Raw genomic sequence first — 24643 nt, forward strand, 5'->3', positions numbered from 1 at the left:
GCCCGCGGCTGTCCCAGCCGCGGCTGGGACGGGGACGCCGGCTGCAGCGCCCCGTCAGGGGCGCGGGGCTGTATTCGACGTGCGGCTCCCCCGCGCGGGCGCGCCCAGCCCCCCACCGGCCCGCAGCAGACACACGACCGCATTCCGCCTTTTCCGCTTTGCCCCCATAAAACGCCATCCATATGTTCTCCTCGGCCGTACCCCCTGTAAGGCAAGTTTCAGGAGGAACACCATGGCTGTCTTCAGCAATCTGTTGTCCGCGATGCACCGCGACCATGACCACGGCCACGGACACGGACACGGTGACGAGGGGCACGGCGACCGGCACGGTGACCGGCACGGCGACGACCACGACGACTTCCGCGGTGACCGCGACGACCACGACGACCGTCACGGGCACGACCGCTACTGACCACTGACCACAGAGAGAAGGGCGAGCGGACCGGCGACCTGGGCTGCGCCGGTCCGCGTCGCCGTCGGCGGACGAGGGACTCCCGGCATGCCGCACCTCCTCCGGCGTCTGCTGTCGACCGGCGTCACCTCCGACGACCTGGTCGCGGCCGCGCCCCCGGTCTCCCCCCGTGAGGTGTTCCGACGGTTCTGGCCGTACACCCGCGGCGGCCGCCGCTGGCTCGTGCCCGTCGTCCTGCTCAGTCTGACCGCGCCCGCCGTCGACGCGGCCGAACTCTGGCTCTTCAAGATCGTCGTCGACGACGTGCTGGTCCCCCGTGACCTACGGCCGTTCCTCTGGATCGCACCGGCCTACCTCGGTCTCGTCGTCTGCTCCGGCGTGCTCCGCTTCGCGGACGACGTGACGTCCACCTGGGTCGGCGAGCACTTCCTGCTCGGACTGCGCTCCGACGTGTTCCGGCACGTCCAGGGGCTGTCGCTCGGCTTCTTCGAGCGCCGGCGGCTCGGGGACGTGCTGTCCAGGGTCACCGGCGACGTCGACGCGGTGGAGACGTTCCTGCTCTCGGGCGTGGCGGACGCCCTGTACTACCTGATCCGCCTCGGCGTCTTCCTCGGCCTGCTCTGCTACCTGCGCTGGGACCTGACCCTGCTCTCCCTTCTCGTCGTACCGGTGTTCTGGGGCTGCGCCCGGCACTTCTCACGGCTGGTCAAGGAGGCGTCCCGGGAGCGCAGGCGCCGCAGCGGAACGCTCAGCGCGATCGCCGAGGAGGCGCTCGGCAATGCCGTACTGGTGCAGGCGTACAACCGGCAGGGCTGGGAGGCGCACCGGTTCGAGCGGGAGAACCTCGGCAGGTTCCGGGCGGCGATGGCCTCCGCGCGGATCCGGGGCGTCTACGGACCCGTCGTGGAGACCGTCGAGGTGGCGGGCGGCCTCGCGGTGCTGGGCCTCGGCACCTGGAAGCTGGCCGAGGGCCAGCTCACGCTCGGCGGGCTCCTGGTGTTCCTCGCCCTGATCGGCAAGTTGTACGGCCCGGTCCACGGCCTCTCCGGGCTCGGCACCACCTTCTACGCGGCCTCCGCCTCGGCGGAGCGGATCATCGAACTGCTGGACCAGCGGCCCCAGGTGACCGAGGCTCCCGGGGCCCGGCGGATCCGCCGGGCGCGCGGGGACGTGGAGTTCGACGGGGTGTGGTTCCGCTATCCCGGTACGGCGGCCTGGGCGCTGTCGGACGTCTCGTTCCACGTGGCGCCCGGGGAGACGCTGGCGCTGGTCGGGGCGAGCGGGGCGGGCAAGTCCACGCTCGCGAAACTGCAGGTGCGGTTCTACGACCCGGACCGGGGCGCGGTCCGTCTGGACGGGACGGACCTGCGCGAACTCGCCCTGTCCGACGTACGGGAGAGCGTCGCGGTGGTGCTGCAGGAGACCCTCGTCCTGCACGGCACCGTGCGGGAGAACATCGCCTACGGCCGGCCGGCGGCCACGGAGGCGGAGATCGTCGCGGCGGCGCGCGCGGCGGACGCGCACGAGTTCGTCGAGCGGCTCCCGGAGGGCTACGACACAGTCGTCGGCCGGCACGGCCGGACGCTCTCCGGCGGCCAGTGCCAGCGGCTGGCGATCGCGCGGGCGATGATCCGGGACGCGCCGGTGCTGCTGCTCGACGAACCGACGGCCGGGCTCGACGTCCGGTCGGGCCGGCGGATCATGGATCCGTTGCGCCGGCTGATGGCCGGGCGGACGACCGTCGTGATCTCCCACAACCTGCTGACCGTCCGTGACGCCACCCGGATCGTGGTGCTCGACCACGGTCGGGTCGTCGAGGACGGCGCGCACGCGGACCTGCTCGGGCGCGAGGGGGCGTACGCCCGGCTGCACCGGCTGAACGCGGGTGCGGTGCTGTCCTGAGCTCTGTGGGCCGCGCTGCGTGGTCACGCCTCCGGCTCGACCACCCGGGCCTTCTGCAGGTGGGCGGTGGCGAGGACGGTGCCGTCGGGCGAGGCCAGTCGGGCGGCGGAGTACCGGGTGAGGTCGACGGGGACCGCCACCCCCCAGTCGCCGCGGCCCGCGCGCAGGGGGAAGTCGCCGACGCGCGTGGTCGTGCCGTCGGCACGTTCGAGGAGGCAGGTGACCTTGCCGTCGTGGGGGGCGCCGGGCAGGGTGACGGAGACGAACATCCAGGCGGGGCTGCCGGGATGGGCGTAGACCTCGCCGACGGGCTGCCCGCCGCCGGCCGGGATCATGTCCCCGACCAGGACGGGTTCGGACTCGATGGCGGGCGCCGAGGCGGTGACGGCTCCCTCGACGGCCGTGCCGATCGCCCAGCCGGCGAAGCCGAGGGCGACGGCGAGGGCGGCGGCCGCCGCCGCGAGCCGCAGCCGGACCCGCCGCACCCGGCTGCGCCGGCCCGGGGCGGCACGGGTGGGCCGGGATCCCTGCGGCCCACCCGCCTGCTCGGCGAGGCTGCGGGCCACCCGGGACGCGAAGCCGGGCGGCGGGGTGCTCTCCGGCAGCAGGCCGATCAACCGGTCGCCGATCCCGGTGAGTTGACGTACGTACTCCCGGCAGGCCGCGCACTCGTCGAGGTGGGCGACCGCCTCGGCCCGCTCGCGGCCGGGCAGCACGCCCAGCGCCAGTTCGGCGCCGACCTCGCGCAGCCTCGCGCAGTGCGCGTCACCGGTCATGGCCGCCTCCCTTCGGGGACGCGAGCGCGGTGCGGAGCTTCGCCATCGCCGCTCTGATCCGCGTCTTGGCGGTGCCCAGCGGGACCCGCTCCACGTCGGCGATCTGCTGGGCCGTCATGCCGTAGACACCGGCCATCATCAGGGCCCGCGCCTGTTCCCTGGGCAGCCGGGCCAGCGCGGCCCGGAGCTGGGTGGAGGCCTCGTCGGCCAGCGCCCACCGCTCGGGGGTCTCGGTGACGGCGTCGAGGAGGGGGTCGAGGTCCTCGGGTGCCATCGGTTCCGTCCGCCGGGCGCGGACCGCGTCGACGGCCAGGTTGTGCGCGATGGTCGTCAGCCAGGTCCCGACCGAGCCGCGGCGCGAGTCGTAGATCTGGGCATGCCGCCAGGCGCGTTCGAACGTCTGCTGGGCGACGTCCTCGGCCAGCTGCTGGTCCCCGGTGACGGCCATGGCGACCCCGAAGACCCGGTGCTGGAATCTCCGAACGAAGAGCTCGGCGAGCTCCGGGTCGCCGGTGGCCAGCCCGGACAGCAGAGCCTCGTCCGGGAGGCGGCCGACGGGGAACCGGAATCCCGACACACCCCTGGGTACGTTCGACGGCCGCCAGGGGATTGCCCGCCCGCCTGACCGCTCGCCGCGGAAGATCACACCGCCATTGTCCGCCGCCGGGCCGGGCCCCGCACCCGGGTCGCGGGCCGCCCGCCGGGCCGGTCAGTGGCCGTTCTGGGCGAGCCGCAGCAGGTGGTCCGCGAGGGCCTGGCCGCCGGTCGGCTCCCGGCTGATGAGCAGCAGCGTGTCGTCCCCGGCGATGGTCCCCAGGATGTCGTGGAGTTCGGCCTGGTCGATCGCCGAGGCGAGGAACTGGGCCGCGCCGGGCGGGGTGCGCAGGACGACCAGGTTCGCCGAGGCCTCCGCCGAGATCAGGAGTTCCTGGGAGAGGCGGCGCATCCGCTCCTCCTTCGCCGACTCCCCCAGCGGGGCGCGGGGCGTGCGGAAGCCGCCCTCGCTGGGCACCGCGTAGATCAGCTCGCCGTCGGTGTTGCGGATCTTCACCGCGTTGAGCTCGTCGAGGTCCCGGGAGAGCGTCGCCTGGGTGACCGTGAGCCCGTCGTCGGACAGCAGTTTCGCGAGCTGGCTCTGCGAGCGCACCGGCTGCCGGTTGAGGATGTCCACGATCCGGCGGTGCCGGGCGGTCCGGGTCTGCGGCACCGCGGGCCCCGCCCCGCCCGACTGGTCGTACTCCTGCGCCTGGCTCATCGTCGTCTCATTCTCCGGATCGTCCGTCCCCGCTCGCTGCGTCGAGGATGCCGGGCAGTGCCCCGAGCAGCGCGTCCGCCTCGGCGTCGCGGAGGTTCAGCGGCGGCATCAGCCGTACGACGTCCGGGGCGGGCGCGTTCACCAGGAACCCGGCCTCCTGAGCCGCCTGCTGCACCTGGGCGGCCAGCGGCTCGGTGAGCACGATACCCAGGAGGAGACCCGCGCCCCGGACATAATCGATCAACCGGTGCCCGAGGCCTTCGATTCCGTCCCGCAACCTCTCGCTCTGCCGCTTGACGTTCTCCAGCAGCCCCTCGTTCTCGATGGTGTCGAGGACGGCGAGGCCTGCGGCGCAGGCGACCGGGTTGCCGCCGAAGGTGGTGCCGTGGTGGCCGGGCTGGAGCAGCTCGGCGGCGCGGCCGAAGGCCACGGTCGCGCCGAGCGGCAGCCCGCCGCCGAGCTGCTTGGCGAGGGTGACGACGTCGGGCAGCACGCCCTCGTGGGCCTGGTACTCGAACCAGGTGCCGGTGCGGCCGATGCCCGTCTGGACCTCGTCGAGGACGAGCAGCGCACCGGTGGCGGCGGTGATCGCGCGGGCTGCCTTGAGGTAGCCGGCCGGGGGCACGACCACGCCGTTCTCGCCCTGGATTGGCTCGACGACGACGAGGGCGGTCTCCTCGGTGACGGCCGCGGCCAGCGCCTGCGGGTCGCCATAGGGCACGTGCGTGACCTCGGCGGGCAGCGGGCGGAACGGGTCCTGCTTGGCCGGCTGCCCGGTGAGCGCGAGGGCGCCCATCGTCCGGCCGTGGAAGCCGCCGTCGGTGGCGACCATGTGGGTCCGCCCGGTCAGCCGGCCGATCTTGAAGGCGGCCTCGTTGGCCTCGGCGCCGGAGTTGCAGAAGAAGACCCGGCCCTCTCGGCCGAACAGCTGGATCAGCCGTTCGGCGAGGGCGACGGTGGGCTCGGCCATGAAGAAGTTGGAGATGTGGCCGAGGGACGCGATCTGCCGCGTGACGGCCTCGACGACCGCAGGGTGGGCGTGGCCGAGCGCGTTGGTGGCGATACCGCCGACGAAGTCGTAGTACTGCCGGTCCTCGGTGTCCCAGACCCTGACGCCCTCGCCGCGGACCAGGGGCAGCCGGGGGGTGCCGTAGTTGTTCATGAGCGCGCCCTGCCAGCGCGAGGTCAGTTCCTGGTTGCTCATGACTCCCCCTCCTGGTCCGGCACGACCATCGTGCCGATGCCTTCGTCCGTGAAGATCTCCAGCAGGATCGAGTGCTGGACCCGGCCGTCGATGACCCGGGCGGTGGTGACGCCGTTGCGCACGGCGTGCAGGCAGCCCTCCATCTTCGGCACCATCCCGGAGCTCAGCTCCGGCAGCAGCTTCTCCAGCTGGGAAGCGGTGAGCCGGCTGATCACCTCGTCTGAGTTCGGCCAGTCCTCGTAGAGGCCCTCCACGTCGGTGAGGACCATGAGGGTTTCGGCGCCCAGCGCAGCAGCGAGTGCCGCAGCCGCCGTATCAGCATTGACGTTGTAGACATGCCCGTCGTCCTCGGAACGGGCGATGGAGGACACGACCGGGATCCGGCCGTCGGCGAGCAGTGCCTCGATCGCGCCCGTGTCGATCGCGGTGATCTCGCCGACCCGCCCGATGTCGACGAGTTCGCCGTCGATCTCGGGCCGGTGCTTGGTGGCGGTGATGGTGTGCGCGTCCTCGCCGGTCAGTCCGACGGCCAGCGGGCCGTGCTGGTTGAGCAGGTTGACCAGCTCGCGCTGGACCTGCCCGGCGAGCACCATCCGTACGACGTCCATGGCGTCCTCGGTGGTGACCCGGAGGCCGGCCTTGAACTCGCTGACGATGCCGTGCCTGTCCAGGGCGGCGCTGATCTGCGGGCCGCCGCCGTGCACGACGACCGGTCTGAGGCCGGCGTGGTGCAGGAAGACGACGTCCTGGGCGAAGGCGGCCTTCAGCTCTTCGTCGATCATGGCGTTGCCGCCGAACTTGATCACGACGGTCCTGCCGTTGTGACGGACCAGCCAGGGCAGCGCCTCGATGAGGATCTGCGCCTTGGGCAGCGCGGTGTGCTTGCGCGTGGTGCTCATGAGGAGTAGGCGCTGTTCTCGTGGACGTAGTCGGCGGTGAGGTCGTTGGTCCAGATGGTGGCGGTCTCGGAACCGGCGGCGAGGTCGGCGACGATGTGCACCTCGCGGTAGCGCATGTCGACCTTCTCGCGGTCCTCGCCGACCCCGCCGTTCTTGCAGACCCAGACGCCGTTGATGGCGACGTTCAGCTGGTCGGGTTCGAAGGCGGCCCTCGTGGTGCCGATCGCGGAGAGCACGCGGCCCCAGTTGGGGTCCTCGCCGTGGATGGCGCACTTGAGGAGGTTGTTGCGGGCGATGGAGCGGCCCACCTCGACGGCGTCGTCCTCGGAGGCGGCGTTGACCACCTCGATCCTGATGTCCTTGCTGGCGCCCTCGGCGTCGCGGACCAGCTGCTGACCGAGGTCGTCGCAGACGGCGCGGACGGCCTCGGCGAACTCCTCGTACGCCGGGGTGACGTCGGAGGAACCGCTGGCCAGCAGCAGCACGGTGTCGTTGGTGGACATGCAGCCGTCGGAGTCGACACGGTCGAAGGTGGTCCGGGTGGCGGCCCGCAGCGCCTTGTCGAGCACCTCGCTCTCCACGACGGCGTCCGTGGTGAGGACGACGAGCATGGTGGCGAGGCCGGGGGCGAGCATGCCGGCGCCCTTCGCCATCCCGCCGACGGTCCAGCCGTCCGTGGTGACGACGGAGGTCTTGTGCACGGTGTCGGTGGTCTTGATGGCGATGGCCGCCTTCTCGCCGCCGTGCTCGCTCAGGGCGGCGGCCGCGGTCTCCACCCCCGGGAGCAGCTTGTCCATGGGCAGCAGCACGCCGATCAGGCCGGTCGAGCAGACGGCGACCTCGATGGCGCCGCGCCCGAGCACCTCGGCGGCCTTCTCGGCGGTGGCGTGGGTGTCCTGGAAGCCCTTGGGGCCGGTACAGGCGTTGGCGCCGCCGGAGTTGAGGACGACGGCGGAGACCTGGCCGCTCCTGAGCACCTGCTCGGACCACAGCACCGGCGCGGCCTTCACGCGATTGGAGGTGAAGACGCCCGCGGCGGCACGGCGCGGCCCGTTGTTGACCACGAGGGCCAGGTCCGGGTTGCCGTTCTCCTTGATCCCGGCGGCGATGCCCGCTGCCGTGAATCCCTTCGCTGCCGTCACGCTCACGGCGCAACTCCGATCGTGGTCAGCCCGGTGGTCTCGGCGAGACCCAGGGCGAGGTTCATGCTCTGGACGGCACCGCCGGCGGTGCCCTTGGTCAGGTTGTCGATGGCGCTGATCGCGATGATGCGGCCGACGGCCTCGTCGTACGCGACCTGCACCTGAACGGCGTTGGAACCGTAGACGGACGCCGTGGCGGGCCACTGGCCCTCGGGGAGCAGGTGGACGAAGGGCTCGTCCGCGTAGGCCTTCTCGTAGACCGCGCGCACCGACTCCGCCGTCACCCCGGTGACGGCCTTGGCACTGCACGTGGCGAGAATGCCGCGCGGCATCGGGGCGAGCGTCGGCGTGAAGGAGACGGCGACCCGCTCCCCCGCCACGGCGCTGAGGTTCTGGGTGATCTCGGGGGTGTGCCGGTGACCGCCGCCGACGCCGTAGGGGGACATGGAGCCCATGACCTCGCTGCCCAGCAGGTTCGGCTTGGGCGCCTTGCCCGCGCCGGAGGTGCCGGAGGCGGCGACGATCAGCGCCTCGGGCTCGGCGATCCGCGCGGCGTAGGCCGGGTACAGGGCGAGGGAGACGGCGGTGGGGTAGCAACCGGGTACCGCGATGCGCTTGGACCCCTCCAGCGCGGCGCGGGCACCCGGAAGTTCGGGGAGGCCGTAGGGCCAGGTGCCGGCGTGCGGGGAGCCGTAGAAACGCTCCCAGTCGGCCGGGTCCGCGAGGCGGAAGTCGGCGCCCATGTCGACGACGAGGACGTCCGGGCCGAGCTGCTCGGCGACGGCGGCGGACTGCCCGTGCGGCAACGCGAGGAAGACGACGTCGTGCCCGGCGAGGGCCTCGGCGGTCGTCTCCTCCAGCACGCGGTCGGCCAGCGGCAGCAGGTGCGGCTGGAGCGCGCCCAGGCGCTGGCCCGCGTTGGAGTTGCCGGTCAGGGTGCCGATCTCGACCTCGGGGTGCGCGAGGAGCAGCCTCAGGACCTCTCCGCCCGCGTACCCGCTCGCTCCGGCCACCGCCGCACGTACCGCCATGTCCATCCTCCTCCAGATGGCATGACTATACGTTTCGCTGCACTTTTATGCAACGGAGGCGCTACTGTCCGAGGACCGACCCTGCGGCACCGCCCAACTGCTGGGCGACTTCGACCTACCGGGACCACCGCGCGCGCCTGGAGGGCGTCCCGGCTACACCGTCTCCACCTTCGGGAGCATGACCCATCGCGACACCACGAAGGTCACCGGAATCGCCGCCGCCGACGCCATCAGCGGAGCGAACTTGCTGCCCTCGTGGAGCATGTCGACGATCACGTACACCCCGACCGTGGTGATCACGAAATTCGTGGCGTTGGTCAGCGGGAACAGCAGGAATTTCCGCCAGGTGGGACGCGTGCGGTAAGTGAACCTCGCGTTGAGGAAAAAGGAACCGATCATACTCAAGAAAAAGGCGAGAATATGTGCGGCCAGGTAAGGCAAATACCTGAGAAAAAGCAGGTAAAGGCCGTAGTACGTCGCCGTGTTGACCACACCCACCACCGCGAAGGTGAGGATCTGCCCGGATATCGGGCGGGTGGGGCCGGTGGCGGTCGACAGGGTGGCGTTCGGCATCAGGGGATGAGGTCCTTCGTCGTGCCGCGGGTGCGGTCTTCCGTTCGGTCCACGTTCGTCGCCTTCACCAGGAAGTGCGGGCGCCCCTTGACCTCGTAGTAGATCCGGCCGGTGTACTCGCCGATGACCCCGAGCATGATCATCTGGACGCCGGCCAGGGCGGTGACGGCTGTAATGATGGTGACATAGCCGGGCGTCTGGACACCGTTGATCATCGCCGCGCCCACGATCCACGCCGTGTACGCGCCCGCGAGGGCCAGCAGGGTCATGCCGAGGTAGAGCGCGGCGCGCAGCGGGCGGTTGTTGAAGGAGAGCAGCCCGTCGAGGCCGTAGTTGAGCAGGCTGCGGAACGACCAGGAGCTGCTGCCGTGTTCGCGCACCGCGTTCTCGTACTCGAAGGTGGTGCTGGGGAAGCCGACCCAGGCGAACAGGCCCTTGGAGAACCGGTTGTACTCGGTGAGGCTCACCACCGCGTCCACCACCCGGCGCGACATCAGCCGGAAGTCGCCCACGCCGTCGACGAGTTCGACGTCGACCATCCGGTTGATGAGCCGGTAGTAGAGGCGGGCGGTGACGGTGCGGGCGAAGCGGTCGCCCTGTCGGGTGCGCTTGGCGATGACCTGGTCGTAGCCCTCGCCGCGCAGTTCGACCATGCGCTTGATGAGCTCCGGCGGGTGCTGGAGGTCGGCGTCCATCACGATCACGGCGTCGCCGGCGGCGTGCTTCAGGCCGGCCAGCAGGGCCGCCTCCTTGCCGAAGTTGCGGCTGAAGGAGACGTACCGGACGCGCGCGTCGCGGTCGGCGATCCGGCTGAGCAGGGCCAGCGTGCGGTCGCGGCTGCCGTCGTCGACGTACACGAACTCCATGTCGTGGCCGAGCGGCAGGAGTTCGTTGGCGATCTTCTGGACCTGTTCGTGGAAGCGCTCTATGACGTCTTCCTCGTTGTAGCAGGGCGCGACGATGGATATCAGCATGGGTTCTTCCCCCTGGGGACGGGTCAGTGAGCGGTGGTCGTGCGCTCGCCGGGGCGGGTGACGGTTCTGCGGCGTACGGCCGAGACGGAGCCGATGAGGATCAGGGCCAGCAGCGAGGCGCCGCCGACCGCGGCGCCCAGGCGCAGGCCGGGCGGGTGAAAGGTGCAGGTGAGGCTGGTGGCCGAGCCGCTGAGCGGGACGGCGATCAGGCCGTGGAACTCGCCCGCCGCGGCCTCGGCACCACCGGCGGAGCAGCGCCAGCCGGCGATCCGCGGGGCGGCCACGACGGCGGTTCCCCGGCTGCCGGGAGGCAGTTCGGCGTGCAGGGTCCCGTCGGAGACGGTCACCTTGGTCGCGCCGGTGGACTTCAGGTGCCGGACGGCGGTGCGCAGCCGCGCGGTGTCGAGGCAGCCGACCGCGCCCTGCGCCGGGACCCGGCCGAGCCGGTCGGGCCTGAGGTCGATCCGGACCTGCCCGGTGGCGCGGACCGTGCCGAGCGGCTGCATCGCGGCGATCTTCGTGCCGTCCGCGGCGGACCGGAAGAGCTTGCTCTCGCCGCCGCTGGTGAGTCGCGCGGTACCGGAGTAGTGCGGTGCCCACAGGAAGACCGCACTTCCGGACCGGCACCGGGCGGTGATCGTCCGTGCTCCGTCGACCAGCAGGCCCCGGGCCGCGTCGCCCTCGCGCGCACCGCTGAGGGTGGTCCGGGGCAGGGTGTAGACGCGGGCGCCGAGCAGGAGCTCCTGGTTGCGGTAGGGCGAGGGGCCGAAGGAGGCGGGGGTGGAGCGCGGGGCGGTGGGCCGTACCGTCACCAGCGGAGGCACGTCCTCGCGGGTGACGGTGGACGGGCCGCCGCCCTGGGGCAGCCACTTCTGGTGCGGGTCCGGCGGGTTGTGCACCCGGGCGCCCACCGAGAAGACCGCGTCGGTGACCGGGTTGTCGAGGGACTGCAGGCTCCGGCCGCGCGAGGTCCAGCCGTCGCCCAGCGCGGTGAGGGTGCGGCTGAGGACGTCGGCGGTGAGGCTGCTGTAGTACTGCGCGCCCTGGCCGCCGACCGTCATCGGGTCGTTGGAGACGGTCTGCTCGCGGCCGGGTTCGGTGCGGTACGCGGGCCAGGCGTCGGCGCTCGCGACCGCGTCCGTCTCCTGCTGCTGGCGGTCGCCCCAGGGCGCGTAGTCGTCCATCTGGCCGAGTCGCGACCGGGTGGCCACGGCCGAGGTGGCGGCGGCCTCGCCGAACTGCGCGCCGATCAGCAGCGCCACGGCAAGACCCGCCAGCGCGGGTCTGCCGCCTCTGAGGCTGAGCAGCATGAGTCCGCCGAACGCGCCCGCGACCGCGAGCAGCACCACGGGCCAGGTGTGGTGGCTGTGGTGCCGGGTCAGGGGGCTGCGGCTCGCGGCGAGGGCGATCAGGGCCAGCAGGACGGCCGCCGCGCCGAGGGCCCGCCGGTCCGGCAGCCCGTAAGCCAGGGCGTGCCAGGCGGCGATGACCAGCAGGGCGCAGAGCACGAAGGCCTGCCGGTAGGAGCTGCCGTTCGGGACGGTGAAGGCGTGCCAGGCCAGGCTGGTCGGCGCCCACTGCAGCGACAGGGCGACGGCCGCCACCAGCGCCGTCCAGCCGGCCCGCACCCGGACCGGGACCTGCCGGTGGAAGGGCAGGGCGAGGGCGAGCACCAGAGCGGTGACGCCGACGTAGAGGGCCGGGGAGCCGTAGCTGTAGGTCGTCGGCAGCAGCCGGGCGAGCAGGTCCTCGGTGGCCGCCGGGGCGAAGTGGCCGTCGCGGCCCGGATAGGCGTGCTTGGTGCCGGAGTACACGACGATCACCAGCGGCGCGGCCAGGCCGATGCCCAGCCCGACGGTCGCCCCGGCGCGGCCCACCACCGCGAGGGCGCGCCGCCACGGCAGTTCGGCGAGCACCAGCCGCAGCAGCAGCACCAGGGCGGCGCCGAGCGTGGCCATGTAGGCGGTGTAGAAGTTGGCGATCCAGGCGAGCGCCACGATCAGCACCCCGAGCAGCGGGCGCCGGCCGGCCATGGCCCACTCGCCGACCAGACAGAGCAGCGGCAGCGCGATCAGCCCGTCGAGCCACATCGGGTTGTACGAGGCGAGGGCGAGGCTCCAGCCGCACAGGGCGTAGGACGTGCCCAGGATGCCGGCCGCCCACCAGCGGCCCCGGCGCAGGCTCATCAGCAGCCAGGCCATGACGGCGCCGGCGACCGCCGTCTTCAGCACGGTGACCGCGTACACCGCGAGGTCGATCTCGTCGCGCGGGAAGAGCGCGACGAGCGGCGCGAACGGGCTGCTCAGGTAGGTGCCGAGGTCCGGCAGGAAGCTGGAGCCGTAGCCGGACTGCCAGTTGACGAGGAGACCGCCGTCGGCCCTGCCGTGCAGGAGGTCCCACAGGTGGGCGTGGAAGGGCACGTACTGGTTGCCGAGGTCGTTGACGCTGCGGGTACGCGGGCCGAACGGGTAGCTGCGGGCGATCACGTCGGCGGCACAGAACGCCGCGGTGGTGAGGAGTGCCGCGAGCAGCGCGGCGATCGCTCGCGGATCGGCGCGCCGCCATTTCACGGTGCCGGTTTCCCGTTCCGCTCGGCCCCCCGCCGGTTTCGCCCCCTGTTCACGCCCGGCCAGGACGGTGCGATTCATTCTGTGCGGCCCCCAGACAAAAACGGGGTCGTCACTCCCCGCAGGTCGGTGTTTCGCCGACTTAGACGGGTAGAAGTTCCTGATGGTTGTGCCACGCCTGTGAAGTAACAAGGCGAATTCCGAATCCGTTTACGTCACGGGAAAGAATTCACGACTTCAAAGGAAACAGCAGTTTTCCAGAAAATGTTTTGCGGGTTAACTCGCCTGTGTGGCGCCTGCCCGGCCACTGCGCGGGGTCGCGTCGCGAGCCCCCGCCGTGCCGCGTCCACGATGTGCGCGTTCGACTGATTGACCCCAGTACGTCCCTGTGACGATGAGCGCGGCACCGAGGACGGAGAGCCCGGTGAGCCGCTCGCCGCCGAGGGCGGTGCCGACCAGCAGGGCCCAGACCGGTTCGGTGCCCAGCAGGAGCCCGGCCCGGGTCGCGGAGGTGCGCTGGACCGCCCAGGTCTGGGCGATGAAGGCGAACAGTCCGCAGAAGAGGGAGAGGTAGAGGAGCTGCGCCCAGGTGACGGCGCCGGTCCGGTTCAGCGCCGGCAGCCCGGGGACCGCGGGCAGCAGGAAGAGGGCGGCGCCGACGGCGCACTGTACGGCAGTCAGGTGCAGCGGGCGCAGGGCCCGGCCCGCGGTGACCCTGCCGACCAGCACCACGTGCCCCGCGCGGACCACGGCGGCAGCGAGCATCAGCAGGTCACCGACTCCGGGAGCACGCAGTCCGTTGCCGGAGACGAGCACCGCGACACCCGCCAGGCACACCCCGGCGGCGAGGAAGAACCGCCCCGGCAGACCGACCCGGTCCAGGACCGGGGTGAGGACGAGGGTGAGGCTGATGATCAGGCCCGCGTTCCCGGCGCTCGTGTGGGCGACACCGTACGTCTCCAGGACGAGGACGGCGGCCTGGGTGAGGCCGAGCAGAGAGCCGTGGACCTTCTCGTCCCGGGTGAGGCCACCGGCGCCGCCGAACCGTCGCAGTACGGCGGCGCACGCGAGCGCGGCGACGGCGTAGCGGACGAAGAGGACGGTCGGCACGGGGAGAGCGTCCGTGGCCGTCTTCGCCGTCAGGTAACTGGAGCCCCAGACGACGGCGACGGCCAGGAGCACCACGTCGATACGGCGATTGGTCGGCATGCCGTCACGATCCACGACCTGCCCGTTGAAGTAAACGACGACCTTCTCAACCAATGCTTTAGCAGAGCTACACTCACGCCATGGACGAACGGCAGCTGCGGGTCCTGCGGGAGCTGGGCGAACTGGGCAGCGTCACGGCCGTCGCCGAAGCGCTGCGGGTGACGCCCTCGGCCATCTCGCAGCAGCTGCGGCTGCTCCAGCGCTCGATCCCGGTGCCGCTCACCGAGCGGTCCGGCCGCCGGCTGGTCCTCACGCCGGCCGGGCAGGCCCTGGCGGACGCGGCGATCGGCGTGGAGACGGCACTGGCCCGGGCCCGCCACACCATCGACGCCTACGTGGAGGAACCCGACGGCACGGTGTCGCTGGCCGCCTTCCACAGCGGAGCCGCCGCGTTCTTCCCCCTGCTGCTCCGACGGCTGGGCGGGCCGGGCTCCCCCCGCCTCGCCCTGCACGACGAGGACGTGGCCCAGGCCGACTTCCCGCCGCTGACCCGCGCCTACGACCTGGTCCTGGCCCATCGCATGGACCACGCGCCGCCCTGGCCCCGGACCGCCACGGCCACCCCGCTGCTGCGCGAACCGCTCGACGTCGCCCTGCCCGTCGGCCACCCCCTGGCCGCGCGGCCCGCCCTGACCGCGCACGACGTCGCCGACCAGCCCTGGATCAGCGTGCACGACGGCTTCCCGCTGCTGGCCACGGTCGAGGCCATCGCGGCGGCGGCCGGGCGCGGGGTCGACATCGTGCACCGCGTCAACGAGATCGCCGTGGTCGCCGAGGTGGTCGCCGCGGGCGGCGGGGTCGCCCTGATGCCCCGCTGGACATCCCGTCCGCACCCGGGCGTCACCCTCAGACCCCTGGCCGGCATCGAGGCCCACCGCCACGTCGACGCCCTGCACCGCCCCGAGCGGACGGCCCGCAGAGCGGTGCGAACCGTTCTGCGCGCACTCGTCGAGGCCGCGGAGGCCATCCGAAGCCGGGACGACGACTGACCCGGATCCCGTATCTTCGGGAGCGCTCCCACGCGCTTCCAGCGCCCCCGCACGCACCGCACCGCCGGACGAGAGCGAGTCGCCGCATGCAGAGCCTGACCAAACGCCGCCTGTCCGCCGCCGGACTCGACGCCCTCCTCCGGGAGGCGACGGGCGTCGGCTGCCGGCTGGAGGCGGAGCTGACCGACGGCTGGTTCAACAGCGCCTACCGGGTTCGCCTCGACGACGGTCGCCCGGCCGTGGTGAAGCTGGCGCCGCCCGCCGAGGCGCCCGTGCTCCGCTACGAGCGCGGGATCATGGCGACCGAGGCCCTGGTCTACCGGCGCCTGGCCGGTCTGCCCGCCGGAGCGGTACCGGCCCCCGAACTGTTCTACGGGGGAGACGACTTCCTCGCGGTCTCGGTGCTGGCGGGCACCCCCTGGGACAAGGCCGCCGAGCACCTCCCGCCCACCACCGCCTCGGCGCTGCGCCACGAGCTGGGCGCGATCACCGCCCGGCTGCACACCCTGACCTCCGAGGACGGCCGGTACGGCTATCCGGCTCCCGAGGCGGAGCTGTCCGCAGCCGACTGGCGCACCGCCTTCACGGCCATGGTGGACGCCCTGCTGGCGGACGCGGCCCGCTGGGACGCCGACCTCGGGGTGCCCGCCGCCGCGATACGCGGCCTGGTTTCCGAGGGCGGCGCGGCCCTCGACGAGGTCACCGAGCCCAGGCTCGTCCACTTCGACCTCTGGCCGGGCAACATCTTCGTCGACGACCGGGCGGACACCCCCCGGATCACCGGCCTCATCGACCACGAACGGGCGTTCTGGGGCGACCCGGTCGCCGAACTGGTCTCCCTGGCGTTCGGCGGGGACACCGGCCCGGACAGCGACCTGGTGGCCGGGTACCGGGCAGCGGGCGGCCGCCTCGACTTCTCCCCCGCGCTGCGCCATCGCCTCGCCCTGTACGGCCTCTACCTGGGCCTGATCCTGGTCGTGGAGTGCGGCCCCCGGGGTTATGCGGGTGAGCACGCCGACTGGACCCGGACGTTCCTGGGCGAACAGGTCGCCGCACTGCGCGCCCTGGGGTGACCGCGGAAACGGGCTTGACCTGGAGCGCGCTCCAACTCCTAGCGTTCTTCTGGTCGGGACCGCATCCGAGGAGAACGGAAGAGCTGACATGAGCGAGAGCACCACGCGCCAAGAACGTTTCGCCCACGGTCTGGAGGTCCTGCGGAAGGTCGACGGCGAGGCCGGGCAGCGGGTCATCGACTCGCTGAGCGACGTCAGCCCCGAACTGGGTCACCAGATCGTCGCCTGGGGCTTCGGCGAGATCTACGCCCGCCCGGAACTCTCCCCCCGGGACCGGCAGTTGGTGACGCTGGGCATGCTCACCGCGTTGGGCGGCTGCGAGCCCCAACTGGAGGTGCACGTCAACGCGGCCCTCAACGTGGGCCTCACGCCGGAGCAGATCGTCGAGGCCCTGCTGCACTCCGCCGGGTACTGCGGTTTCCCCAAGGCCCTGAACGCCACCTTCGCGGCGAAGAAGGTCTTCGCCGAGCGCGGGCTGCTGCCGGTCGGACAGCAGCCCGCGCCGGACGCTACATCTGCCTGATCCGCAGGAAGGTGACCGAGTTCGCCGGGAAGGCGTACGTGAACCGATCGGCAATCCCGGTGAAGGTGGACATGACCGGGGCGACCGCGGTGGACGTCTCGAACGGCAGGACAGGTGAAGATCATGAGCACGTCAGTGGGGGCGGGGACGTAGGGTGGTGGGCCGACGAAGGGACGACCGTGGGCGAGTTCTGGCCGGTGGCGGACGTACTGGCGCATCTGCTCGGGCGGTGGCGGGTGGACCGGACCGTACGGGACCTGGCGAACGGGGCCGAGGGCCGCTTCGAGGGGGCCACGGTGTTCCGGCCACTGGACGACGGCGGCCTGCTGCACGAGGAGTCGGGCACGTTCACCTGGCAGGGCGTGGCCCGTCCCGCCGAACGCACCCTGCGCTTCCTGCCCGGCGCGCGGCCCGGCACGGCGGACGTCCGGTTCGCCGACGACCGCCCCTTCCACGACCTGGACCTGTCGTCGGGGCGGTACGTCGCCGACCATCCCTGCGCGGCCGACCTCTACCGGGGCGAGTTCACCGTCCAGGACACCGACCACTGGCGCACGGTGTGGCGCGTACGCGGTCCGTCGAAGAACCTCCTCCTGACGACCGACTACACGCGCCAGCACCCCGCAAGGGGCGCTGGGGGCACCCCCGGCCGAAGGCTGGGGGAGGAACTGCGCGACCAGCCACGACGGCGCGACACCCGACCGGACCGGCTGAACACCACCACGGCGGAAAAAGAAAGGCGAGCCGCAACAGGCCAAGGGGCGCGGGGAACTGCGCGACCAGCCACGACGGCGCGGCACGGGACCGGCGACCCGGCTCGGCCCTCTCAGCGAAGCGCTACGTCGAAACGCAGGTTCCAGCGGCCGCTCCGCCCCGTGACCGTGGTGGTCGAGAGCGGGCGTACGTCGATGTTCCAGTAGGTGGAGGGGGGCGCCTTGAGGGCGTAGACGAGGGCGGCCCGGATCACCGAGGGCTCGGCGACGGCGACGATCCGGTCGCCGTCGTCCACCGGACGGGTGTCGAGCCAGCCGCCGACCCGGGCGATGAAGGCGAGCAGCGACTCGCCCCCGTGCGGGGTCGCCCGCGGGTCGGCGAGCCAGGCGTCCACCTGGTCCGGCTCCCTGGCCATCGCCTCGCCGAGCGTCAGCCCACGCCAGCGGCCCATGTCGCAGTCGCGCAGTGCGAGCTGGACCAGCGGGGCGTACCCCAGGGCGTCGCCGGTCGCGCGGCTGCGCGAGGTCGGCGAGCAGTAGCGCAGCTCCGCCGCCGCGAGGGGCACCAGTTCGTGGGCGACGCGCTGCACCTCGTCCCAGCCCGCCGTGTCCAGCGGGCGATCGTCCTCGAAGCGCTCCGCTAGCAGCGGTGAGCTGCGCGCGGCCGCGACGAACGTGACCCGAAGTGGCATGCGGCGATGGTGTGACGCGCATGTGCGCAGGTCAAGGGCTATGGGGCGGTGACCTGCCGGACGTGGAGGAAATGTTACCCAAAGGTCAGGAGGTGTCCGACAAGTCAGCCGGAATGCCCCTCGGGCGAGGTGTAGTAGAGCGCCATCCACTGGTCCGGGTGTTCGAGCGGGGCGAAGCCGAGCTTCGCGTAGACCCCGTGCGCGTCGTGGGTGGCGAGCAGCACGCGCCGCACGCCGTACGGCCGCAGGTGCTCGCGCACCGCGCCGACCATCGCCGTGCCGACGCCCTTGCCGCGCACCGACGGGTCGACGTAGACGTCGCAGAGCCAGGCGAACAGCGCCTGGTCGGTCACCACGCGCGCGTACGCCACCTGCTCCCCGCTGCCGGTGTCGTAGACCCCGAAGTTGAGCGAGCCCGCCATCGCCCGCTCCTGCTGGTCCAGCGGGCGGCCGGTCGCCCAGTAGGCGTCGGTGGCGAGCCAGCGGTGGACCCGCTCGACGTCCACGCGGTCGGTGTCGGCGGAGAACTCGTAGCCCTCAGGGAGGCCGGGTGCGTCGCTCATGCGGGGGATCCTCGCCGGTCGGGCGCGCCGGCGTCGATCGGATTTCAGGGTCTGGGACGCAGCACCTCGTCGCACGCGGCCCGCAGCCGTCGTACCCCCTCAAGGAGCTCGCCCGTGCCCGCGACCGCGGCGAAGCTCAGACGGACGTGGGCGGCCGGGGCCTCGGCGCTGAAGTACGGGCGGCCCGGGGTGATGGACACCCCGGCGCGGAGCGCGGCGGCGGTCAGGGTGGTGTCGTCGGTGCCGTCGGGCAGGCGCGGCCAGAGGTGGTAACCCCCGGAGGGGATGTGCGGGAGGGCGAGTTCGGGGATGTGGTGGGCGAGGGCGCCGGTGAGAGTGTCCCGGCGAGCCTTCAGCTCGGCGGCGAGGTTGCGCAGGTGGCGCGGCCACGCCGGGGAGCCGACGAGTTCCAGGGCGGCCTCCTGGAGCGGGCGGGGGACGAAGAAGGTGTCGACGATCTGGATGGCGCGCAGCCGTTCCAGGACCGGGCCGCGGGCGGCCAGGGCGGCCACCCGGAAGCTCGGCGAGGTGGCCTTGGTGAGCGAGCCGACGTGCACGACGACGCCGTCCGGGTCGTCGGCGGCGAGCGGGCGGGGCAGCGGGCCCGCATCGGCGTGCACCAGCCGACGCACGTAGTCGTCCTCGATCACGAACGCGCCGGACTCGCGGGCGATGCGCAGCACCTCGGCGCGCCGGTCGGGGGCGAGGACGGCACCGGTCGGGTTCTGGAAGAGGGGCTGGCAGACGAACACCCGGGCACCGGTGGCCCGGAAGGCGTCGGCGAGGAGGGCGGGTCTCACGCCGTCGGGGTCGACCGGGACCGGGACCGGGCGCAGGCCGGCGGCGCGGGCGATGGCGAGCATGCCGGGGTAGGTGGGCGACTCGACCAGGACCGGGGCGCCGGGCGGGGCGAGCGCGCGCAGGGCGGTGGCGAGGGCGGACTGGCCGCCGGACGCGATCAGCACCTCCGCCGCGGTGACCGCGCCACCGATGTCCCGCGCGAACCATTCACGCAGCTCGGGAAGGCCTTCGAGCGGCGGCCGGCCCCAGGCGCCGGGGCGGCGGCCGGCCCGTGCCAGGGCCGCCGCCATGGCGCGTTCGGGCTCCAGCGAGGCGTGCAGGTAGCCGCCGCTGAGTTCCAGCACGCCGGGCGGCGGGGCGGCCAGGCACACGGTGACCCCGGAGGCGTCGACGGTGCGCGGGACCACGTCGAGGGCGCCGTCGGCGCTGAGCGCCACCTCCTGCCAGGAGGTGTCCCCGACGGGCTCGGCAGCGGTGCGCGGCGGGGCCTTGAAGGCACCGGCCCCGGGCCGGGTGACCACCAGGCCCTCCGCGACCAGGTGGGCCAGCGCCCGGGAGACGGTCACCGGGCTCACCCGGAACCGCTCGACGAGGGCCCTGCTCGACGGGAGCTTTCCACCTGGAGAATAGCGGTCGAGATCCTGTCGCAGCTGTTCCGCCAGTTCCGCGACACTGCTACGCTCATTCATGAGAGCACAGAGTAGCGCTACCGGCCTGACATCGATAACGGTCAGCGCGTCCCCGGCCGACACCCCGGGCCCGGCCGCCCCCTCGACCGCCCGTTCCGCCCACCGGCTCGGCACCCTGCAGGCCGCGCTCGGCGTCGTCGCCTTCTCCCTCACCTTCCCGGCCACCGCCTGGGGTCTAGAAGGCTTCGGGCCGTGGGCGCTGGTGGCGGTGCGGAGTGTGCTCGCGGCGACCATGGCGGGCGGCTGCCTGCTGTTCCTGCGGATACGCCTGCCCGAACGCCGGCACTGGGCGGGCCTGGCCGTCGTCGCCGCCGGAGTGGTACTCGGCTTCCCGCTGCTGACCACGCTCGCCCTGGAGACCTCCACCACCTCGCACGCGGCCGTCGTGGTGGGCCTGCTCCCGTTGACCACCGCCGTCTTCTCGGCCCTGCGTACCGGCATCCGCCCGTCCCGCGCGTTCTGGGCGGCGGCCCTCGCGGGCGCGGCTGCCGTGCTGGCGTTCACCGTCGCGCAGAGCGGCGGGGCGCTCACGAGTGCCGACGGCTACCTGTTCGGGGCGCTCGTGGTTTGCGCGGCCGGGTACACCGAGGGCGGCCGGCTGGCCCGGATCATGCCGGGCTGGCAGGTCATCGGCTGGGCCCTGGTGGGCTGTCTGCCGCTGACCCTCCCGGCCGCCGTGGTCGCGCTGTGCTACGAGCCGGTCGTCTGGAACGCGCACGGGGTGGCGGGTGTGCTGTGGGTGGCGGCGGGTTCGCAGTTCCTCGGCCTGGTGGTCTGGTACCGGGGCATGGCGGCCGTCGGCATCCCGAAGGCCAGCCAGTTGCAGTTGGCCCAGCCGCTGCTCACACTGGTGTGGTCGGTGCTGCTGCTGGGCGAGCACCTCACCGCGGCCGCTCCACTCACGGCCGCCGCCGTGCTCGTGTGCATCGCCGTCACCCAACGATCGCGATCGTGAGGAGGCCCTGGAGATGCGTGCATCCAAGGGCGACCAGCTTGTCCAGCACGGCAGGGTGGTCGGACAGCACGACCAGGTATCGGAAGTCGTCCAGGTACTCGGCCCCGAGGGCACTCCGCCCTACCGGGTCCGGTTCGAGGACGGCCACGAGGCCATCATGTCCCCCGGTCCGGACTGCCAGGTCAGGCACCGGGAGATCAACGAACAGCGCTGAGCGCTCCGCTGGAAGCGCCGCGTCCCGTCTGCCGTTGGTCGGCTGCGGCGCCGCCGTGGCTGGTCGCGCAGTTCCTCCCCCAGCCTTCGGCCGGGGGTACCCCCAGCGCCCCTTCGGGGCGCTGTCGAACCGCGGCGGAATTCGCTGGAGCCGCTGAGACCGGGGGCGAACGCTCGCTGGTCACCTCGGTGGGGTCGCCGGCTCGTGGTAGTGGTCGGCGACCACCCGGGCGAGCGCGCCGACGGGGTCGGTGGCCACGTCCTTCGCCGCGAAGTAGACATGCCCGCCCACCTGCGGATAGCGGTCGGCCAGGGTGAGGTGCCGGGACAGCTCGGCCGGGTCCTGCCAGGCCGCGGGGGCATCGGCGGCGCCCGCCTGGTAGAGCGCTTCGCCGATGTACAGCTGCGTCCCGGAGCCCTTGGCCACGCCCGCCCACCAGTCGACGACCTTGGCGTAGTCGGCGGCGGTGTTGCCGATCTGCCAGTACACCTGCGGCACGATGTAGTCGATCCAGTTCTTCTGCACCCAGGTGCGGGTGTCCGCGTAGAGGTCGTCGTACGTCTCGACGCCGGCCCTGGTGTCCGAGCCCCGGGAGTCGGTGGCGGCGTTGCGCCACACCGCGAACGGACTGATCCCGAAGCGGGTGCCGGGCCGCAGCTTCCGCACGCCCGCGGCGACCTCGGTCACCAGCTTGTCGATGTTGTCCCGCCGCCAGGCCGCCCGCGACGGGAAGTCACCGCCATGGGCGTCGTACGCGTCGTCGTCGTCGAAGGTCTGCCCGGCCACCGGGTACGGGTAGAAGTAGTCGTCGAAGTGGACCGCGTCCACGGGGTACCTGGCGACGGCGTCGAGGATCGCCTGCTCCACGAAGGTGCGCACGGCCGGGATGCCGGGGTTGTAGTACAGCTTGCCGCCGTAGGGCACCGCCCAGTCCGGGTGCTTGCGGGCCGGGTGCGAGGCGACCAGCCTGCCCGGGTCGGTGTGGTTGGCGATCCGGTACGGGTTGAACCAGGCGTGCAGGCGCAGGCCCCGGGCGTGCGCCTCCTCGACCGCCGTGCCCAGCGGGTCCCAGCCGGGGTCCTTGCCCTGGGTGCCGGTGAGGTACTGCGACCAGGGCTCGTAGGGCGAGGGCCAGAACGCGTCGGCGGTGGGCCGTACCTGGAACATCACGGTGTTCAGCCGGTGGTCGACCGCCTTGTCCAGGTAGGCGGTCAGTTCCTTGCGCTGCTCGGAGGCCGACAGCCCGGTGCGGGAGGGCCAGTCGCGGTTGGCGACGGTCGTCAGCCACATGCCGCGCATCTCGGTGGCCGCCCGGCGGGGCCGTCCCGACGGCGCGGCCGCGCCCGGTGCCGCCGACGTCAGCAGGGACAGTGCCGCCAACGCGAACGCCCTGCGGGACACTCGTGCCATCGTCGGACCCTCTCACTCCGCGGATCCGTCCGGTCACGGATCGCCTACGCGGCACAGGATTCCCGCACCCGGACGATCGATCATCGATACTTACGGGTAACGTGCTCGAACGGAGCAGGCGCCGGATCCGGAGGACCTGCCGGCCGCTCGTAGATCAGCGAAAGGGACGATGTGACCGACATCGAGAAGGTCGGAGTCGTGGGCTGCGGCCAGATGGGAGCGGGGATCGCCGAGGTCGCCGCCCGCGCCGGTCTGGACGTGCGGGTGGCCGAGACCACCGGCGAGGCGCTGGAGATCGGCCGCACCCGGCTGTACAACTCCCTGGCCAAGGCTGCCGAGCGGGGCAAGATCTCCGAGGAGGAGCGGGACGCCACGCTGGCCCGGCTGAGCTTCACCACGGACCTCGGCGAGTTCGCCGACCGCGACCTGGTGATCGAGGCGGTCGTGGAGAACGAGCAGGTGAAGACGGAGATCTTCCAGGTGCTCGACCAGGTGATGACCCGCCCGGACGCCATCCTGGCCTCCAACACCTCCTCGATCCCGCTGGTGAAGCTGGCGGTCGCCACCTCGCGCCCCGACCACGTCATCGGCATCCACTTCTTCAACCCGGCCCCGGTGCAGAAACTGGTCGAGCTGATCCCGGCGCTCACCACCTCCGAGGGCACCCTCAGCCGCGCCCAGCTGTTCGCCGAGAAGGTGCTCGGCAAGCACGCGATCCGCGCCCAGGACCGCTCCGGCTTCGTGGTCAACGCGCTGCTGGTGCCCTACCTGCTGTCGTCCATCCGGATGTTCGAGTCCGGCATCGCGAGCCGCGAGGACATCGACAACGGCATGGAGATGGGCTGCGCCCACCCCATGGGCCCGCTGAAGCTGTCCGACCTGATCGGCCTGGACACCATCGTCTCCATCGCGAACAGCATGTACGCCGAGTACAAGGAGCCGCTGTACGCCGCTCCCCCGCTGCTCCAGAGGATGGTCGAGGCGGGCCGGCTGGGCCGGAAGACCGGGTCGGGGTTCTACACGTACGGCTGAGCACACCCGGCTGTCACACCCCGCTGACTACAGGGAGCGATGCTCCACGGGCCCGGCACCTCCTTCGGTGCCGGGCCCGCGTGTTTCACACTCCGTGTGCACTCTGGGCACGCATATGCCCTTCGCACACTCTCCCCACGCGCTCACCAGGCGAGTTCACTCTTCATGCGCATGTAAAGGGATGCGGAACCACACCCTCGATCACGCAAAGGAGCGGACCCGTGACCACCGAACCGGAGCATCCCGTGATCCAAGGAGAACTCGCAGAGTTACGTCGTCGCCTCGATGTGGCCTACGCCCAGGTCGAGGGAGGGCTGAACCTGCTCAGCCATCGCACCAAGGAGACCGCCAAGGAACTGGACGAGCTCAACACCCGCCTGGCCTCGCTGGAACACGCCCGCTGGCCGCTGCCCTCCCTCGCCGCGCTCACCGCACTGGGCGCCCTCGTCGTCACGGTCTGGCAGGCACTGGCGCACTAGTCGTCGGTGAGCCTCATGTGATGCAGGAGGAGTAACGCGGCCGCCATGTTGGCGGCCGGGACCTCCCCGCGGGCGATCATGTCCGGGACGAGCTTGAGCGGGACCCACTCCCGGCGGTCCGACTCGAAGTCGTCCACGGGGTGCCCGACGTACTCGCCCTCGCCGGACCAGTAGATGTGGTGCCGGGCGTCGGTGAGACCGTTGGACGGCTCCACGGTCATGAGGTGGTGCAGGGTCCCCGGCCGCCAGCCGGTCTCCTCCTCCAGTTCCCTGGCGGCCGCGACGGCGATGTCCTCGCCGTCCTCGACGACTCCCGCCGCGAGTTCCCAGCCCCAGCTGTCGGTGATGAAACGGTGGCGCCACAGGAGGAGGACCTCGTCCGCCTCGTTGACCACCGTCGCCACGGCCACCGGCCGCAGCCGTATCAGGAAGTGGTCGAGGTGCCGGCCGTCCGGCAGCTCGACATCCGCGAGATTGACGCTGAACCAGCGGTTTTCATACACAGTTTGTTCGTTCTGTTTCGTCCACTGCACGGTTCTGCCACCTTCCGTCGAGTAAGTGGCAAT

The 24643-nt window shown here is 72.1% G+C and carries 25 protein-coding genes and 1 pseudogene; 10 read left to right on the top strand and 16 right to left on the bottom strand.

Annotated features, from left to right (window positions below):
* Positions 1–232: 232 nt before the first annotated feature.
* Both AB0M11_RS10570 and AB0M11_RS10575 read left to right on the top strand, forming a co-directional pair.
* Positions 233–412: a hypothetical protein gene (locus AB0M11_RS10570; RefSeq protein WP_365703567.1), complete on the top strand. Its 180-nt coding sequence runs from the start codon at positions 233–235 to the stop codon at positions 410–412.
* A gap of 87 nt (positions 413–499) precedes the next feature.
* Entirely contained in the window at positions 500–2314 is a 1815-nt protein-coding gene (locus tag AB0M11_RS10575) for an ABC transporter ATP-binding protein (protein ID WP_365703569.1), read from the top strand.
* Positions 2315–2337: 23 nt separating this feature from the next.
* On the opposite strand, the gene AB0M11_RS10580 is transcribed toward AB0M11_RS10575, so the two are convergent.
* The 11 genes from AB0M11_RS10580 to AB0M11_RS10630 form a co-directional block, all read right to left on the bottom strand.
* The gene (locus AB0M11_RS10580; protein WP_365703571.1) at positions 2338–3090 is read right to left on the bottom strand and encodes a zf-HC2 domain-containing protein; all 753 of its coding nucleotides are present in this window, start codon (positions 3088–3090) and stop codon (positions 2338–2340) included.
* On the bottom strand, positions 3080–3667 hold the full coding sequence (locus tag AB0M11_RS10585; protein WP_365703573.1) for a sigma-70 family RNA polymerase sigma factor: 588 nt from the start codon (positions 3665–3667) through the stop codon (positions 3080–3082). The genes AB0M11_RS10580 and AB0M11_RS10585 overlap by 11 nt, the downstream gene beginning before the upstream one ends.
* A gap of 132 nt (positions 3668–3799) precedes the next feature.
* Entirely contained in the window at positions 3800–4345 is a 546-nt protein-coding gene (locus AB0M11_RS10590) for an arginine repressor (RefSeq protein WP_181804439.1), read from the bottom strand.
* Positions 4346–4352: 7 nt separating this feature from the next.
* Positions 4353–5549, bottom strand: coding sequence for an acetylornithine transaminase (locus AB0M11_RS10595; RefSeq protein WP_365703575.1), 1197 nt, complete (start codon positions 5547–5549; stop codon positions 4353–4355).
* A complete protein-coding gene (gene argB / locus AB0M11_RS10600) occupies positions 5546–6448 on the bottom strand; it encodes an acetylglutamate kinase (protein WP_365703577.1) in 903 nt (300 codons plus the stop codon). Before argB ends, AB0M11_RS10595 begins: the two co-directional genes overlap by 4 nt.
* The gene (gene argJ / locus AB0M11_RS10605; RefSeq protein ID WP_365703579.1) at positions 6445–7596 is read right to left on the bottom strand and encodes a bifunctional glutamate N-acetyltransferase/amino-acid acetyltransferase ArgJ; all 1152 of its coding nucleotides are present in this window, start codon (positions 7594–7596) and stop codon (positions 6445–6447) included. Before argJ ends, argB begins: the two co-directional genes overlap by 4 nt.
* Positions 7593–8621 (bottom strand): N-acetyl-gamma-glutamyl-phosphate reductase, encoded by a 1029-nt coding sequence (argC, locus tag AB0M11_RS10610; protein WP_365703581.1) that lies wholly within the window; start codon positions 8619–8621, stop codon positions 7593–7595. The genes argJ and argC overlap by 4 nt, the downstream gene beginning before the upstream one ends.
* A 153-nt stretch (positions 8622–8774) precedes the next feature.
* Positions 8775–9194 carry a GtrA family protein gene (locus AB0M11_RS10615; RefSeq protein ID WP_365703583.1) on the bottom strand — a complete coding sequence of 140 codons (420 nt, stop codon included), beginning with the start codon at positions 9192–9194 and terminating at the stop codon, positions 8775–8777.
* The gene (locus tag AB0M11_RS10620; protein ID WP_365703585.1) at positions 9194–10168 is read right to left on the bottom strand and encodes a glycosyltransferase family 2 protein; all 975 of its coding nucleotides are present in this window, start codon (positions 10166–10168) and stop codon (positions 9194–9196) included. Before AB0M11_RS10620 ends, AB0M11_RS10615 begins: the two co-directional genes overlap by 1 nt.
* Before the next feature lie 23 nt (positions 10169–10191).
* Complete coding sequence (locus AB0M11_RS10625; RefSeq protein ID WP_365703587.1) at positions 10192–12738, bottom strand: YfhO family protein; 2547 nt, start codon at positions 12736–12738, stop codon at positions 10192–10194.
* 273 nt (positions 12739–13011) lie between these two features.
* Entirely contained in the window at positions 13012–13944 is a 933-nt protein-coding gene (locus AB0M11_RS10630; RefSeq protein ID WP_365703589.1) for a DMT family transporter, read from the bottom strand.
* Positions 13945–14024: 80 nt separating this feature from the next.
* Between AB0M11_RS10630 and AB0M11_RS10635 the strand changes: the two genes are divergently transcribed.
* From AB0M11_RS10635 to AB0M11_RS10650, 4 genes and pseudogenes are all read left to right on the top strand, one after another.
* The gene (locus tag AB0M11_RS10635) at positions 14025–14933 is read left to right on the top strand and encodes a LysR family transcriptional regulator (RefSeq protein WP_365703591.1); all 909 of its coding nucleotides are present in this window, start codon (positions 14025–14027) and stop codon (positions 14931–14933) included.
* A gap of 86 nt (positions 14934–15019) precedes the next feature.
* The gene (locus tag AB0M11_RS10640; protein ID WP_365703592.1) at positions 15020–16006 is read left to right on the top strand and encodes an aminoglycoside phosphotransferase family protein; all 987 of its coding nucleotides are present in this window, start codon (positions 15020–15022) and stop codon (positions 16004–16006) included.
* Positions 16007–16094: 88 nt separating this feature from the next.
* Complete coding sequence (locus AB0M11_RS10645) at positions 16095–16529, top strand: carboxymuconolactone decarboxylase family protein (RefSeq protein ID WP_365703594.1); 435 nt, start codon at positions 16095–16097, stop codon at positions 16527–16529.
* Positions 16530–16708: 179 nt separating this feature from the next.
* A pseudogene (locus tag AB0M11_RS10650) lies at positions 16709–17146 on the top strand (DUF6314 family protein); the annotation flags it as partial.
* Positions 17147–17355: 209 nt separating this feature from the next.
* Here AB0M11_RS10650 and AB0M11_RS10655 read toward each other — a convergent pair.
* The 3 genes from AB0M11_RS10655 to AB0M11_RS10665 all read right to left on the bottom strand — a co-directional run bounded on the left by AB0M11_RS10655 (position 17356) and on the right by AB0M11_RS10665 (position 19987).
* The gene (locus AB0M11_RS10655) at positions 17356–17934 is read right to left on the bottom strand and encodes a histidine phosphatase family protein (protein WP_365703596.1); all 579 of its coding nucleotides are present in this window, start codon (positions 17932–17934) and stop codon (positions 17356–17358) included.
* 104 nt (positions 17935–18038) lie between these two features.
* A complete protein-coding gene (locus AB0M11_RS10660; protein WP_365703598.1) occupies positions 18039–18497 on the bottom strand; it encodes a GNAT family N-acetyltransferase in 459 nt (152 codons plus the stop codon).
* Positions 18498–18541: 44 nt separating this feature from the next.
* Positions 18542–19987 (bottom strand): PLP-dependent aminotransferase family protein, encoded by a 1446-nt coding sequence (locus AB0M11_RS10665; RefSeq protein ID WP_365703600.1) that lies wholly within the window; start codon positions 19985–19987, stop codon positions 18542–18544.
* Here AB0M11_RS10665 and AB0M11_RS10670 point away from each other — a divergent pair.
* On the top strand, positions 19986–20942 hold the full coding sequence (locus tag AB0M11_RS10670; protein ID WP_365703602.1) for a DMT family transporter: 957 nt from the start codon (positions 19986–19988) through the stop codon (positions 20940–20942). The genes AB0M11_RS10665 and AB0M11_RS10670 overlap by 2 nt on opposite strands.
* 13 nt (positions 20943–20955) lie before the next feature.
* The gene (locus tag AB0M11_RS10675; protein ID WP_365703604.1) at positions 20956–21156 is read left to right on the top strand and encodes a DUF1918 domain-containing protein; all 201 of its coding nucleotides are present in this window, start codon (positions 20956–20958) and stop codon (positions 21154–21156) included.
* A gap of 180 nt (positions 21157–21336) precedes the next feature.
* Here AB0M11_RS10675 and AB0M11_RS10680 read toward each other — a convergent pair whose 3' ends face one another.
* The gene (locus AB0M11_RS10680; RefSeq protein ID WP_365703606.1) at positions 21337–22566 is read right to left on the bottom strand and encodes a family 10 glycosylhydrolase; all 1230 of its coding nucleotides are present in this window, start codon (positions 22564–22566) and stop codon (positions 21337–21339) included.
* Between the two features lie 171 nt (positions 22567–22737).
* Between AB0M11_RS10680 and AB0M11_RS10685 the strand changes: the two genes are divergently transcribed.
* Together AB0M11_RS10685 and AB0M11_RS10690 are read left to right on the top strand one after the other, a co-directional pair.
* Positions 22738–23598, top strand: coding sequence for a 3-hydroxybutyryl-CoA dehydrogenase (locus tag AB0M11_RS10685; RefSeq protein WP_365703608.1), 861 nt, complete (start codon positions 22738–22740; stop codon positions 23596–23598).
* 221 nt (positions 23599–23819) lie between these two features.
* Positions 23820–24077, top strand: a complete 258-nt coding sequence (locus AB0M11_RS10690; protein ID WP_365703610.1) for a hypothetical protein — start codon at positions 23820–23822, stop codon at positions 24075–24077.
* Here AB0M11_RS10690 and AB0M11_RS10695 read toward each other — a convergent pair.
* Positions 24074–24610: an NUDIX hydrolase gene (locus AB0M11_RS10695; protein ID WP_365703612.1), complete on the bottom strand. Its 537-nt coding sequence runs from the start codon at positions 24608–24610 to the stop codon at positions 24074–24076. The two genes, AB0M11_RS10690 and AB0M11_RS10695, sit on opposite strands and share 4 nt — an antisense overlap.
* Between the last annotated feature and the right edge of the window lie 33 nt (positions 24611–24643).

Origin of the sequence: Streptomyces sp. NPDC051987, assembly GCF_040680735.1 — a bacterium.
Classification (GTDB): Bacteria; Actinomycetota; Actinomycetes; order Streptomycetales; family Streptomycetaceae; genus Streptomyces.

Bases quoted from the DNA above. Each gene is read 5' to 3' on its own strand.
- AB0M11_RS10570 (WP_365703567.1), top strand. From the start codon at position 233: ATGGCTGTCTTCAGCAATCTGTTGTCCGCGATGCACCGCGACCATGAC.
- AB0M11_RS10575 (WP_365703569.1), top strand. From the start codon at position 500: ATGCCGCACCTCCTCCGGCGTCTGCTGTCGACCGGCGTCACCTCCGAC.
- AB0M11_RS10580 (WP_365703571.1), bottom strand. From the start codon at position 3,090: ATGACCGGTGACGCGCACTGCGCGAGGCTGCGCGAGGTCGGCGCCGAA.
- AB0M11_RS10590 (WP_181804439.1), bottom strand. From the start codon at position 4,345: ATGAGCCAGGCGCAGGAGTACGACCAGTCGGGCGGGGCGGGGCCCGCG.
- AB0M11_RS10595 (WP_365703575.1), bottom strand. From the start codon at position 5,549: ATGAGCAACCAGGAACTGACCTCGCGCTGGCAGGGCGCGCTCATGAAC.
- argB (WP_365703577.1), bottom strand. From the start codon at position 6,448: ATGAGCACCACGCGCAAGCACACCGCGCTGCCCAAGGCGCAGATCCTC.
- argC (WP_365703581.1), bottom strand. From the start codon at position 8,621: ATGGCGGTACGTGCGGCGGTGGCCGGAGCGAGCGGGTACGCGGGCGGA.
- AB0M11_RS10615 (WP_365703583.1), bottom strand. From the start codon at position 9,194: ATGCCGAACGCCACCCTGTCGACCGCCACCGGCCCCACCCGCCCGATA.
- AB0M11_RS10620 (WP_365703585.1), bottom strand. From the start codon at position 10,168: ATGCTGATATCCATCGTCGCGCCCTGCTACAACGAGGAAGACGTCATA.
- AB0M11_RS10630 (WP_365703589.1), bottom strand. From the start codon at position 13,944: ATGCCGACCAATCGCCGTATCGACGTGGTGCTCCTGGCCGTCGCCGTC.
- AB0M11_RS10635 (WP_365703591.1), top strand. From the start codon at position 14,025: ATGGACGAACGGCAGCTGCGGGTCCTGCGGGAGCTGGGCGAACTGGGC.
- AB0M11_RS10640 (WP_365703592.1), top strand. From the start codon at position 15,020: ATGCAGAGCCTGACCAAACGCCGCCTGTCCGCCGCCGGACTCGACGCC.
- AB0M11_RS10645 (WP_365703594.1), top strand. From the start codon at position 16,095: ATGAGCGAGAGCACCACGCGCCAAGAACGTTTCGCCCACGGTCTGGAG.
- AB0M11_RS10655 (WP_365703596.1), bottom strand. From the start codon at position 17,934: ATGCCACTTCGGGTCACGTTCGTCGCGGCCGCGCGCAGCTCACCGCTG.
- AB0M11_RS10660 (WP_365703598.1), bottom strand. From the start codon at position 18,497: ATGAGCGACGCACCCGGCCTCCCTGAGGGCTACGAGTTCTCCGCCGAC.
- AB0M11_RS10670 (WP_365703602.1), top strand. From the start codon at position 19,986: ATGAGAGCACAGAGTAGCGCTACCGGCCTGACATCGATAACGGTCAGC.
- AB0M11_RS10665 (WP_365703600.1), bottom strand. From the start codon at position 19,987: ATGAATGAGCGTAGCAGTGTCGCGGAACTGGCGGAACAGCTGCGACAG.
- AB0M11_RS10675 (WP_365703604.1), top strand. From the start codon at position 20,956: ATGCGTGCATCCAAGGGCGACCAGCTTGTCCAGCACGGCAGGGTGGTC.
- AB0M11_RS10680 (WP_365703606.1), bottom strand. From the start codon at position 22,566: ATGGCACGAGTGTCCCGCAGGGCGTTCGCGTTGGCGGCACTGTCCCTG.